Raw genomic sequence first — 12,027 nt, 5'->3', positions numbered from 1 at the left:
TGCGGCACATTTCAGGAATGTGACAGTTCATATACAGGGATTAACAGTCGCCGGTAGTTGCCCTCTCGATGCAATCCGCGATCTCTCGCGCAAGGCGCTCGACCTCATCGCCGTCCTGCCCTTCCACCATGACCCGAAGCAGCGGTTCAGTGCCTGACGGACGAAGCAGCACGCGACCACGGCTTCCCAGCCGTGCCTCGGCGTCCCTGGCCACCGAGGCGATACCCTTATGCGCCTGCCAGTCGAATCCGGCAGGAAGCTTCACGTTGATCAGTTTCTGCGGGTAGAAAACGAGATCCGCGCAAGCTTCAGCAAGGCTCTTTCCCGTCTGCTGCAGGGCGGCGAGTACCTGGAGAGCGGAGATGATGCCGTCGCCAGTGGTGTGGCGGTCGAGACAGATGATGTGGCCCGAGTTCTCTCCGCCGAGCTTCCAGCCCTTCTCCTGAAGCGTCTCGAGTACGTAGCGGTCACCCACCTTTGCTCGGGCGAAGGGTACCCCAAGCCTCCCGACCGCGTGTTCGAAGCCGAGATTGCTCATCAGGGTACCCACGACTCCATCGAGACGTCCCCGCCCCTTCTGTGCAGATGCGATCACGTACAGCAACTTGTCGCCGTCGTAGAGTTCACCGCGCGCGTCCGCCATCATCACACGGTCCCCATCGCCGTCGAGCGCGATACCCAGATCCGCCTTGTTGGCGAGAACCGCGGAACGCAGATGCTCGGGCGAGGTAGCGCCACAGCGCTCGTTGATGTTGAGTCCGTTGGGCTCGACGCCGACGGAAACCACTTCGGCCCCGAGTTCGTGGAACACGCTCGGCGCGATGTGATAGGCCGCACCGTTGGCGCAATCGAGCACGATCCTCAGTTCGCGCAGGTCGAGCTCGTTCGGAAAAGTGCTCTTGCAGAATTCCACGTACCGGCCTGCGGCATCATCGATGCGTCTGGCCTTCCCGAGCCTCGCCGACTCCGCGCAGCCCATCGGCAGGTCCACGCGCGCTTCGATCTCCATCTCGACCGCATCGGGCAACTTGCTTCCGTCAGCCGAAAAGAATTTGATGCCGTTATCGAAATACGGGTTGTGCGAAGCGGAGATCACGACCCCGGCCTGCAAACGCAAGGCGCGCGTGAGGTACGCCACGGCGGGGGTCGGAACTGGCCCAGCGAGCAACACGTCGACTCCGGCAGCAGCAAAGCCCGCCTCCAGAGCGGCCTCGAGCATGTAGCCGGAAATACGGGTGTCCTTGCCGATCAGCACCGCCGGCCGCTCACCGCGCGGCAGACTCTCCCGCCCGACGATGGTCACGCCCGCAGCATAGCCGAGCCGCATCACGAAGTCGGGCGTGATCACGGAGTCCCCCACCTTGCCGCGGACCCCGTCGGTACCGAAATATTTGCGCGCCATGACTGCTTCCAATTACAAAACGCGAATTATCGCATTCGAAACGGTCACGGCGACAACTGCGGATCAGGACGTTTCGAACCGTACCGCCTCCCAGACGGCCACCGCATCGCGTGTCTGCGCCACATCATGAACGCGGACAATGCGCGCCCCGCGATCGATGGCAATCAGGGCGGCGGCGACACTCGCAGTGGTCCGGTCGCCAACGGCACGTCCGGTGATGGCGCCCAACATCGACTTGCGTGACACCCCGATGAGCAGCGGATATCCCGTCTCGAGGAAGCGGTCGAGCGCGCGCATCAGCGCGAGATTGTGCTCCAGCGTCTTTCCGAAACCAAAGCCGGGATCGAGCAGGATTCGTTCCCTTGCGACCCCCCGACCCTCGAGCGCGCGCACCTGCCGATCGAGAAAATCGATCACGTCGCCCACCACGTCGTCGTAGTGCGGAGCGGCCTGCATGCTGCGGGGTTCGCCCTGCATGTGCATGACGCACAGCGCAGCATCCGATCCGCTCACCACCTCGATTGCCCCGGGCGCGCGAAATCCGTTGATATCGTTGATCAGGGACGCTCCAGCAGCCAGAGACGCGCGCATCACCGCGGGTTTTACCGTGTCGATGGACACAGGAACCGGCCAGTCGGCCAGCCGCTCGACAAGCGGCACAACCCGATCGAGCTCCTCCTGCTCCGAAACGGAGTCGGACCCGGGACGACTCGATTCGCCGCCGATATCGAGGATATGCGCGCCGGCAGCGACTGCGTTCTCGCAGCGCCGCAGGGCGCCATCGATGTCGTGCCCGAGGCCATCGCCGCTGAACGAGTCCGGCGTGGTGTTGATGATGGCCATGATGCGCGGCCGTTCGAGATCGATATCGAACCGGCCGCACTTGAGAACCGCCATTTCCTATTCTCCTGAAAAAGAATCGGGCCGACTCTCGTCGGCCCAATTCGGGGTGCGTCAAGGCTTGGCCGGGTCAGGCGACGGGCGCTGCCGCCGTCGGTGCGGCACCGGGTGCGTCGTCGTCCCGCGAGCGCCGGATCGCCTGCGAAGTGGGCTTCGGGGCACGCGGGGGCTGACCCGCCATGATGTCGCTGATCTGCTCCGCATCCAGCGTTTCCCACTCGAGAAGCGCCTTGGTCATCGCCTCGATCTTGTCGCTGTTTTCTTCGATCAGGCGGCGCGCCAGCGCGTACTGCTGGTCGATGATTCGACGAATCTCAGCATCCACCTTCTGCATCGTGGCTTCCGACACGTTACGGTGAGTGGTCACCTGCCGGCCGAGGAAGATCTCGCCTTCTTCCTCGCCATACACCATCGGGCCGAGGTTGTCCGACATGCCCCACTGGGTCACCATCCTGCGCGCGAGATCGGTCGCGCGCTGGAAGTCGTTCGAAGCCCCCGTGGTCATCTGCTTCATGAATATCTCTTCACAGATCCGTCCGCCGAACAACACAGCGATCATCTGGAGCAGCCGTTCGCGATCCTGGCTGTAGCGATCGGTCTCTGGCAGCTGCATCGTCACGCCCAGGGCCCGACCGCGCGGAATGATCGTGACCTTATGCACCGGATCGGTCTTGTCGAGCAGCTTGGCGACCACTGCATGCCCCGACTCGTGGTAGGCGGTGTTGCGGCGCTCTTCTTCGGGCATGACCATGGAGCGACGCTCCGAGCCCATCATGATCTTGTCCTTGGCGCGCTCGAAGTCTTCCATGTCGACCAGACGCTTGCTCCCGCGTGCGGCGAACAGAGCCGCCTCATTGACGAGGTTTGCAAGGTCGGCACCGGAGAAGCCGGGCGTTCCGCGGGCGAGAACGACCGGTTCGACGTCCGGCGCGATCGGAACCTTGCGCATGTGAACCTTGAGGATTTGCTCGCGACCGCGGATGTCCGGCAGCGGAACGACGACCTGGCGGTCGAAGCGCCCCGGACGAAGCAGGGCCGGGTCAAGCACGTCGGGACGGTTCGTGGCGGCAATCACGATCACGCCGGTCTGCCCCTCGAAGCCGTCCATTTCAACCAGCAACTGGTTGAGCGTCTGTTCGCGCTCGTCGTTGCCGCCGCCCATACCAGCGCCGCGCTGGCGGCCGACGGCATCGATCTCGTCGATGAAGATGATGCACGGGGCGTGCTTCTTGGCCTGCTCGAACATGTCGCGCACGCGCGCTGCCCCGACGCCGACGAACATTTCGACGAAATCCGAACCGGAGATCGAGAAGAAGGGAACCTTCGCCTCGCCGGCGATGGCCTTCGCCAGCAACGTCTTGCCGGTCCCAGGGGAACCGACCATCAGGACGCCCTTGGGGATGTGGCCGCCGAGCTTCTGGAACTTGGACGGATCACGGAGGAAATCGACGAGTTCCGACACCTCCTCCTTGGCCTCGTCACATCCGGCGACGTCAGCGAAGCTCAACGAGTTGGCCGACTCGTCGAGCATGCGGGCCTTCGACTTTCCAAACGAGAACGCGCCGCCGCGTCCGCCGCCCTGCATCTGGCGCATGAAGAATACCCACACCCCGATGAGCAGGAGCATCGGGAACCAGGACACGAAGATGCTCATCAGGAAGGACTGCTCTTCCTCGGGCTTGCTCGCATTGACAGCAACGCCGGCCCGGATCAGGTCTGACACCATCCAGATATCCTGCACGCCGGGCGTGTAAACGGTTATCTGGCGGCCTTCCTGCGTGGTTGCGCGCACGAGCCGGCCGTCAACGGTCGCCTTCGCGATGCGTCCCGCCTTCGCCTCCTCGAGGAACTGTGAATATTCCATCGTGTTGGTCGAGACCTGGCGCGAATTGAACTGGTTGAACACCGTCATCAGGACGACGCCTATGACCATCCAGATCGCGAGATTCTTGAAGAGATTATTCAACTTCTTTCCTTATGAGCCCGTCGGGGCAGCGAAACATTGACCCATTCTAGTGGCGAACGTTCCGCGGCGTAAACCAATGGTCACGATCGAAACTGTCAATCGACGCCGGAGATCCGGATCAGTCGGGCTTGCGCCGCAGCCCCAGGAGATAGACCTCGGCGCTGCGGTCTCGCGAGGCCTTCGGCTTGCGCACCTGAAGCGAGGCGAAATGGCGCTGGATCTCGCCGCGGAACTCCATGAACCCTGCGCCCTGAAACACCTTGATAAGAAAGCTTCCACCGGGCTTCAGATGTCGTACCGCGAAATCGAGGGCCAGCTCACCCAGATGGATGGAACGCGCCTGGTCCACCGTGTCGATACCCGACATATTGGGGGCCATATCGGAAAGTACAAGGTCGACCGGCTCACCCGCGAGCCGGCTCTCGAGCTCCGCCAGCACGGGATCCTCCTGAAAGTCGCCCTGAATGAATTCCATGCCAGGCAATGGCTCGACGGGGAGCAGATCGAGCGCGAACACACGCCCCGCCCTGCCGACGCGCTGCAAGGCGACTTGCGTCCAGGACCCGGGTGCCGCTCCGAGGTCGACGACGACCATCCCTGGTCGCAGCAGATGATCCTTGTCATCGACCTCCAACAGCTTGTACGCGGCGCGTGAACGGTAGCCTTCGCTCTTCGCACGCTGCACGTAGGTGTCGTTCACATGCTCGTGCATCCATGCCTTGCTGGTCTTGGTCCTAGTCATGGGAGTAGAATCCATGCCCCTGAAAGATTTGAGAAAATGATGATCGACCTATCCCCTGCCCGTCGCCGCGAATTGCGGGCCGCGGCCCACCATCTGAACCCTGTTGTCAGCGTCGCGGGCAACGGGCTCACTCCGGCCGTACTGGGCGAGATCGACCGTTCCCTGCAGGCACACGAGCTTATCAAGATCAAGGTTCATGGTGCCGAGCGCACTGACCGCGATGCACTGATGCAGGCGATCTGCGCGGAGCTCGATGCAGCCCCGGTGCAACACATCGGAACAATCCTGGTCGTTTGGCGCGAACGTCGCGAAGAACAAGCGGCCGCGGCGCCGAAGTCCGCCTCCGCGGTGAACACGCCGGGAGCCGCGAAGGCCAAGTCGGCCCGTGCATTCGCAGCCGCCGCACGGCGCACGGCGCTCATCAAGGCCGCCGCGGACAAGAGGCGGCTGGCCGAAAAGCGCACCAGAAGCCTCGTTCGCAAGTCGGGTTCGCGCGGCAGCAAGTGATCACAGGATTGCGGCGGGGGCAGATCCAGCCCCTCGTGGAATCGCGCAACGGGCCGGGGCATGAGTCCCGGCCCGTTTGCTTTCAGATGTAGCGTACTTCGATGATCTCGTACTCACGTACGCCACCCGGTGCCTGCACCTCGGCAATATCGCCGGCGTACTTGCCGATCAGCGCGCGAGCGATCGGAGAACTGATGGAAATCTTGTTCTCCTTGATGTCGGCCTCGTCTTCGCCGACGATCTGGTAGGTGACCGCCAGCCCGGAGTCCATGTCCTCGAGGTTCACGGTAGCGCCGAACACACAGCGCCCGTCGGCGTCGAGAAGGCGCGGATCGATGATCTGCGCATTCGCAATCTTTCCCTCGACTTCCTTGATCCGGCCCTCGATGAAGCCCTGACGCTCCTTCGCCGCGTCGTATTCCGCGTTTTCGGAGAGGTCGCCGTGCGAGCGCGCTTCGGCGATCGCAGCGATGACGCTGGGACGATCCACAGTCTTGAGGCGGTGCAGTTCGACGCGGAGTTTTTCCGCACCGTTCACGGTAAGGGGAATCTTGTTCATGATTGCTTGTTAAGTTCCGCGTGCAGGGACTGCAGGCCATAGACCTCGAGCCCTTCGAGGTGGCGCATGCCCATGCAGGCCGCGCGGGCACCTTCGATGGTCGTGAATACCGTCAGCTTCGCAGCGAGCGCGCTCGTACGGATGGAACGCGAGTCGACGATCGCCTGGCGCTTTTCCTCGACGGTGTTGATGACCATGCTGACTTCGTTGTTCTTGATCATATCCACGATGTGCGGACGCCCTTCGGTGACCTTGTTGACGACGTTCACGGGAATCCCCGCTGCGTCGATCGCCGAAGCCGTGCCGCGCGTGGCGACGAGACGGAAACCGAGTTCGTGCAGCTCACGCGCGACTTCAACCGCGCCGCCGCGGTCGGTCGGCTTCACGCTGATGAAGGCCGTTCCCGATTGCGGCAGACGCACGCCCGCGGCGAGCTGCGACTTCACGAACGCTTCCGCGAAACTGCGGCCGACGCCCATGACTTCGCCAGTGGACTTCATCTCGGGCCCGAGGATGGTGTCCACGCCCGGGAACTTGACGAACGGGAACACGGCTTCCTTGACCGAGAAGTACGGCGGAACGATTTCGCGCGTGACGCCCTGGCTGACGAGGCTCTGCCCCGCCATGCAACGGGCAGCGACCTTCGCGAGCTGCAGTCCGCAGGCCTTGGAGACGAAGGGCACCGTGCGCGATGCGCGCGGGTTCACTTCGAGGACGTAGACCGTCGCGTCATCGCCTTCCCCCTGGATGGCGAACTGGACGTTCATGAGACCGCAAACGTTGAGCGCCCGGGCCATCGCCTCGGTCTGACGGCGCAGTTCGTCCTGCAGTCTCGCGGACAGCGTGTAAGGAGGCAGCGAGCATGCGGAATCACCGGAGTGAACACCCGCCTGTTCGATGTGCTCCATGATCCCGCCGATGATCACCTGCTCGCCGTCGGATAGCGCATCGACGTCCACCTCGGTGGCGTCGTTGAGGAAGCGGTCGAGCAGCACGGGCGACTCGTTGGAGACCTTCACGGCCTCGCGCATGTAGCGCTCGAGATCCTTCTGCTCATGGACGATTTCCATCGCGCGGCCGCCGAGCACGTAGCTCGGGCGCACGACGAGCGGGTAGCCGATCTCCGCCGCCAGCCGCACGGCCGCCTCGGGCGTGCGCGCGGTACGGTTGGGCGGCTGCTTGAGGCCGAGGTCGTTGAGCAGCTTCTGGAAGCGCTCGCGGTCTTCGGCCGCATCGATCATGTCGGGGCTGGTGCCGATGATGGGCACGCCGTTCTCTTCCAGTGCCTGCGCGCGCTTGAGCGGGGTCTGGCCGCCGAACTGGACGATGACGCCGACGGGTTTCTCGATGTGCACGATCTCGAGGATGTCTTCGAGCGTGATCGGCTCGAAGTACAGGCGATCGGAAGTATCGTAGTCGGTCGAGACGGTCTCGGGGTTGCAGTTGACCATGATCGTCTCGTAACCGTCTTCGCGCAGGGCGAGTGCGGCGTGGACGCAGCAGTAGTCGAACTCGATGCCCTGGCCGATGCGGTTGGGGCCGCCGCCGAGGACCATGATCTTCTTCTTGTCGGTCGGGCGCGCCTCACACTCTTCCTCGTAGGAGGAGTACATGTAGGCGGTCGATGTCGCGAATTCGGCCGCGCAGGTGTCGACGCGCTTGAACACCGGTCGCACGCCGTTGGCGTGACGGTGCAGGCGCACGGCGGTTTCATCCACGCCGAGCAGTTTGGCGATGCGACGATCGGAGAAGCCCTTGCGCTTCAGCCCGCGCAGTTCGGGCGCCTGGATCGCCTTCAGCGAGCGGCCGGCGATGGCCTTCTCGGTCAGGACGATATCCTCGATCTGGGCGAGGAACCAGGGATCGATCTTGGTCAGATTGAACACCTGCTCCTGCGTATAGCCTTCACGGAAAGCCTGGCCGACGTACCAGATGCGCTGGGGACCGGGATTCGCGAGTTCGTGTTCGAGGTCGGCACGGTCGGTTTCGACTTCGTCCAGACCGTAGACGCCGACCTCCAGGCCGCGCAGGGCCTTCTGGAACGACTCCTGGAAAGTGCGCCCCATCGCCATCACTTCACCGACCGACTTCATCTGCGTAGTGAGGCGGTCGTTCGCCTGCGGGAACTTCTCGAAGGCGAAACGCGGAATCTTGGTCACGACGTAGTCGATCGAGGGCTCGAACGAGGCAGGCGTCGCACCGCCGGTGATGTCGTTCTTGAGCTCGTCGAGCGTGTAGCCGACGGCGAGCTTGGCCGCAACCTTGGCGATCGGGAAGCCGGTCGCCTTGGAGGCAAGCGCGGACGAACGCGACACGCGCGGGTTCATCTCGATGACGATCATGCGACCGTCCTTGGGGTTGATCGCGAACTGCACGTTCGAACCGCCGGTATCCACGCCGATCTCGCGCAGCACCGCGATCGAGGCGTTGCGCAGGATCTGGTATTCCTTGTCGGTGAGCGTCTGCGCTGGCGCGACGGTGATGGAGTCGCCAGTGTGCACGCCCATCGGGTCGAGGTTTTCGATCGAACAGACGATGATGCAGTTGTCCGCGCGATCGCGGACGACTTCCATCTCGTACTCTTTCCAGCCGAGCAGCGACTCTTCGATCAGCAGCTCGTTGGTCGGGCTCGCCTCAAGGCCGCGCTTGCAGATCTCCTGAAACTCTTCCATGTTGTAGGCGATGCCACCGCCAGTGCCGCCGAGCGTGAAACTCGGACGGATGATCGCCGGGAAGCCGATGCCTCCTTGAACCTGCAGCGCCTCTTCCATGCTGTGGGCGATGCCCGAGCGCGCCGACCCGAGACCGATCTTGGTCATCGCGTCCTTGAACTTCAGGCGATCCTCGGCCTTGTCGATCGCGTCGCGCGAGGCACCGATGAGCTCCACGCCGTACTTTTCCAGCACGCCATGCCTGGCGAGATCGAGTGCGCAGTTCAGCGCAGTCTGGCCACCCATAGTCGGCAGCAGCGCATCCGGGCGCTCCTTTTCGATGATGCGCTCGACGACCTGCCAGGTGATCGGCTCGATGTAGGTGACATCTGCCGTACCCGGGTCGGTCATGATCGTTGCCGGGTTCGAGTTGACGAGGACGACCTTGTAGCCTTCCTCACGCAGCGCCTTGCAGGCCTGGGCGCCGGAATAGTCGAATTCGCACGCCTGGCCGATGATGATCGGGCCGGCGCCAATGATGAGAATGCTTTGTATGTCTGTGCGCTTAGGCATTGCCTAACCTCGGTCTTGCGTTGGGGAGCGGCAGCACGGGCTGACGCTTGCGAATCATTTGCGCGCTTCGAGCAACTTGATGAAGCGGTCGAACAGGTAAGCGACGTCGTGCGGACCCGGGCTCGCCTCGGGGTGCCCCTGGAAGCAGAACGCCGGCACGTCGGTGCGCTCCATGCCCTGCAGACTACCGTCGAACAGGGAGACGTGGGTCGGACGCAGGTTCGCCGGCAGGGTGTCGGCATCGACGGCGAAGCCGTGGTTCTGGCTGGTGATGAGCACCTGTCCGGTATCGAGATCCTTGACCGGGTGGTTCGCGCCATGATGGCCGAACTTCATCTTCACGGTTCTCGCGCCGGACGCGAGCGCCATGAGCTGATGGCCGAGGCAGATGCCGAAGGTCGGGATGCCGCGGGCGAGGAATTCGCGGATCGCAGCGATCGCGTAGTCGCAGGGCTCGGGGTCACCGGGGCCGTTCGACAGGAAGATGCCGTCCGGATTGAGCGCGAACACTTCCGCAGCGGGCGTCTGCGCGGGCACGACGGTGAGCCTGCAACCGCGGCTCGCCAGCATGCGCAGGATGTTGCGCTTGACACCGAAATCATAGGCGACGACATGGAAACGAGCCTTCGGGTCGGCCTGATAACCCGAGCCGAGCTCCCATTCGCCTTCGCTCCATTCGACGGCGCGGTCCGCACTCACGACCTTTGCGAGGTCCATGCCGGCAAGACCCGGAAAGGCGCGCGCCTGCGCGATCGCGGCTTCCGCATTGAGCGATGCGCCGTCGGCAGCGGTGACGATGCAGCCAGCCTGGGCGCCCTTCTCCCGCAGCACACGCGTCAGCTTGCGGGTATCGAGGCCGGCGATGGCGACCACGTTCTCGGCCTTGAGATAGGCGTCGAGGGTCTGGTCCATGCGGAAGTTGGACGGGAGGATGGGCAGGTCACGGATGACGAGGCCGGCGGCGTGCACGCGGCCGGACTCGACGTCCTCGCGGTTCACGCCGGTATTCCCGATGTGCGGATAGGTCAGCGTTACGATCTGGCGGCAGTAGCTCGGGTCGGTGAGGATTTCCTGGTAACCGGACATCGAGGTGTTGAACACCACCTCACCAACCGTGCTGCCGGCCGCACCGATTCCCTTGCCGAAAAATACCGTCCCATCGGCGAGTGCTAGTAGGGCGGGCGGGGAAGCAGTCACGACAAACTCCTGAGTTCAGCCGAAAAGACGAGGACAGGCGCAACGGGCCTGCCCGAACGTGAAAAAAACGGGACGAGCCGCTGTTCGGCCAATCCCGCTTGTCTAAACCGCTGAATTGTATCGTTTGGCGCCGCCCGAGGCAACGATGACGAAGGATCGCCGCGACGAATCAGCGCAAGCCGAGGACGTCCTGCATGTCGAACAGGCCGCTCTTTCGCCCGGCGAGGAAACGCGCCGCACGGACGGATCCCAGCGCATAGGGCATGCGGCTACCGGATTTGTGGGTGATCTCGATGCGCTCGCCAATGCCGGCAAAGAGCACGGTGTGATCGCCCACGACGTCACCGCCGCGGATCGTCGAGAAGCCGATCGTCTCGGGCTTGCGCTCGCCCGTGACGCCTTCGCGCCCGTATATCGCGCAGTCGTCGAGACTCCGCCCGAGCTCGCGCGCGACCACCTCGCCCATGCGCAGCGCCGTACCGGAAGGGGCGTCGACCTTGAAGCGGTGATGCGCCTCGATGACTTCCACGTCGTAACCTTCGTTGAGGATACGTGCGGCCACCTGAAGGAGCTTGAACACGGCATTGACGCCGACGGCCATGTTCGGGGCGAACACCACGGGGATATCGCCCGCCGCCGCGACGAGTAGCTCCTTTTCCGCCGCGGAGAAGCCGGTCGTGCCGATCACCATCGCCTTGCCGAGCTCGCGTGCGATGCCCAGATGGACGAGCGTTCCTTCCGGGCGAGTGAAATCGATCACGCAATCTGCCGCGGCGATTGCGCCACGGACATCGTCCGTCACCACGACGCCGCAGGCACTGCCGACCAGTTCGCCGGCGTCGCGACCGATAAAGGGTGTGTCCGCCCTGTCGAACGCAGCGGCAAGGACAACCTCGCCATCGTTCAGCACGGCCTCGATCAGCATCCGCCCCATGCGGCCGGATGCGCCCGCAATTGCAATACGTAAGGGATTCATTCAGTCAGATCCTGTGAGCGAAGCAAACAAGCTTTCACTACTTGGCTGCGGGCGAGATCTCGATCACGCGGGCACGCTCCGTCTGCACGGCTGTCGCGGCAGCTGGCGCGTCACCCGACTGCACATCGCCGGAAACCCGATCGAGCTTGTCGCCGTCAAAGAAAACGCTGAGGACGCGCTGCTGGGGATCCCCGCGCCCAGGGCGGAAGGTATAGACGTAATCCCAGCGGTCGGCGTGGAAGACATCCGACACGAGGGGCGTACCAAGCGCAAAGCGCACCTGCTCCCGAGTCATGCCTTTCTTGAGGCGCGCGACCATTTCCTGATCGACGTAATTACCCTGACGCACATCGACGCGATGGGGGTTCAGCCGATCGGTCAGGGGGGTAAGGGAACAACCGGCCATGAGGCCCGCGACGGCGACTACCGCCGGAAGAATCAATACACGCATGGATGGAGATCTTGGTCGTTGGCGCCGAACGGCGTATCTTTTTCAGACAAAGGCGAAAAAATATATCATACGTAGCCAGCAGCCACGCTGCCGCGCGAACTGC

Annotated in this window: 10 protein-coding genes; 1 reads left to right on the top strand and 9 read right to left on the bottom strand. The window is 63.5% G+C overall.

Features of this window, described 5'->3' with window-relative positions:
* Positions 1 to 40 precede the first annotated feature (40 nt).
* The 4 genes from glmM to F464_RS0122950 form a co-directional block, all read right to left on the bottom strand.
* Positions 41 to 1,402, bottom strand: a complete 1,362-nt coding sequence (gene glmM / locus F464_RS0122965) for a phosphoglucosamine mutase (protein ID WP_018992210.1) — start codon at positions 1,400 to 1,402, stop codon at positions 41 to 43.
* 63 nt (positions 1,403 to 1,465) lie between these two features.
* Positions 1,466 to 2,299, bottom strand: coding sequence for a dihydropteroate synthase (gene folP / locus F464_RS0122960; RefSeq protein WP_018992209.1), 834 nt, complete (start codon positions 2,297 to 2,299; stop codon positions 1,466 to 1,468).
* A gap of 73 nt (positions 2,300 to 2,372) precedes the next feature.
* A complete protein-coding gene (gene ftsH, locus F464_RS0122955; RefSeq protein ID WP_018992208.1) occupies positions 2,373 to 4,268 on the bottom strand; it encodes an ATP-dependent zinc metalloprotease FtsH in 1,896 nt (631 codons plus the stop codon).
* A gap of 118 nt (positions 4,269 to 4,386) precedes the next feature.
* Positions 4,387 to 5,010 (bottom strand): RlmE family RNA methyltransferase, encoded by a 624-nt coding sequence (locus F464_RS0122950; protein ID WP_018992207.1) that lies wholly within the window; start codon positions 5,008 to 5,010, stop codon positions 4,387 to 4,389.
* Between the two features lie 39 nt (positions 5,011 to 5,049).
* On the opposite strand from F464_RS0122950, the gene F464_RS0122945 reads away from it, so the two are divergent.
* Positions 5,050 to 5,517: a YhbY family RNA-binding protein gene (locus F464_RS0122945; protein WP_018992206.1), complete on the top strand. Its 468-nt coding sequence runs from the start codon at positions 5,050 to 5,052 to the stop codon at positions 5,515 to 5,517.
* An 82-nt stretch (positions 5,518 to 5,599) separates the two neighbouring features.
* Here F464_RS0122945 and greA read toward each other — a convergent pair whose 3' ends face one another.
* From greA to F464_RS0122920, 5 genes are all read right to left on the bottom strand, one after another.
* Positions 5,600 to 6,076, bottom strand: a complete 477-nt coding sequence (gene greA / locus F464_RS0122940; protein WP_018992205.1) for a transcription elongation factor GreA — start codon at positions 6,074 to 6,076, stop codon at positions 5,600 to 5,602.
* Complete coding sequence (carB, locus tag F464_RS0122935) at positions 6,073 to 9,300, bottom strand: carbamoyl-phosphate synthase large subunit (protein ID WP_018992204.1); 3,228 nt, start codon at positions 9,298 to 9,300, stop codon at positions 6,073 to 6,075. Before carB ends, greA begins: the two co-directional genes overlap by 4 nt.
* A gap of 54 nt (positions 9,301 to 9,354) precedes the next feature.
* Positions 9,355 to 10,497, bottom strand: coding sequence for a glutamine-hydrolyzing carbamoyl-phosphate synthase small subunit (gene carA / locus F464_RS0122930; protein WP_026296252.1), 1,143 nt, complete (start codon positions 10,495 to 10,497; stop codon positions 9,355 to 9,357).
* 169 nt (positions 10,498 to 10,666) lie between these two features.
* Complete coding sequence (dapB, locus tag F464_RS0122925; RefSeq protein WP_026296251.1) at positions 10,667 to 11,473, bottom strand: 4-hydroxy-tetrahydrodipicolinate reductase; 807 nt, start codon at positions 11,471 to 11,473, stop codon at positions 10,667 to 10,669.
* A 37-nt stretch (positions 11,474 to 11,510) separates the two neighbouring features.
* A complete protein-coding gene (locus tag F464_RS0122920) occupies positions 11,511 to 11,924 on the bottom strand; it encodes an outer membrane protein assembly factor BamE (protein ID WP_018992201.1) in 414 nt (137 codons plus the stop codon).
* Positions 11,925 to 12,027: the final 103 nt, after the last annotated feature.

The sequence above is a fragment of the Aromatoleum toluclasticum ATCC 700605 genome, from assembly GCF_000378245.1.
Classification (GTDB): domain Bacteria; phylum Pseudomonadota; class Gammaproteobacteria; order Burkholderiales; family Rhodocyclaceae; genus Aromatoleum; species Aromatoleum toluclasticum.
This window is presented reverse-complemented; position numbering and strand designations above follow the sequence as displayed.

Bases quoted from the DNA above. Each gene is read 5' to 3' on its own strand.
- glmM (WP_018992210.1), bottom strand. From the start codon at position 1,402: ATGGCGCGCAAATATTTCGGTACCGACGGGGTCCGCGGCAAGGTGGGG.
- folP (WP_018992209.1), bottom strand. From the start codon at position 2,299: ATGGCGGTTCTCAAGTGCGGCCGGTTCGATATCGATCTCGAACGGCCG.
- F464_RS0122950 (WP_018992207.1), bottom strand. From the start codon at position 5,010: ATGACTAGGACCAAGACCAGCAAGGCATGGATGCACGAGCATGTGAAC.
- F464_RS0122945 (WP_018992206.1), top strand. From the start codon at position 5,050: ATGATCGACCTATCCCCTGCCCGTCGCCGCGAATTGCGGGCCGCGGCC.
- greA (WP_018992205.1), bottom strand. From the start codon at position 6,076: ATGAACAAGATTCCCCTTACCGTGAACGGTGCGGAAAAACTCCGCGTC.
- carB (WP_018992204.1), bottom strand. From the start codon at position 9,300: ATGCCTAAGCGCACAGACATACAAAGCATTCTCATCATTGGCGCCGGC.
- dapB (WP_026296251.1), bottom strand. From the start codon at position 11,473: ATGAATCCCTTACGTATTGCAATTGCGGGCGCATCCGGCCGCATGGGG.
- F464_RS0122920 (WP_018992201.1), bottom strand. From the start codon at position 11,924: ATGCGTGTATTGATTCTTCCGGCGGTAGTCGCCGTCGCGGGCCTCATG.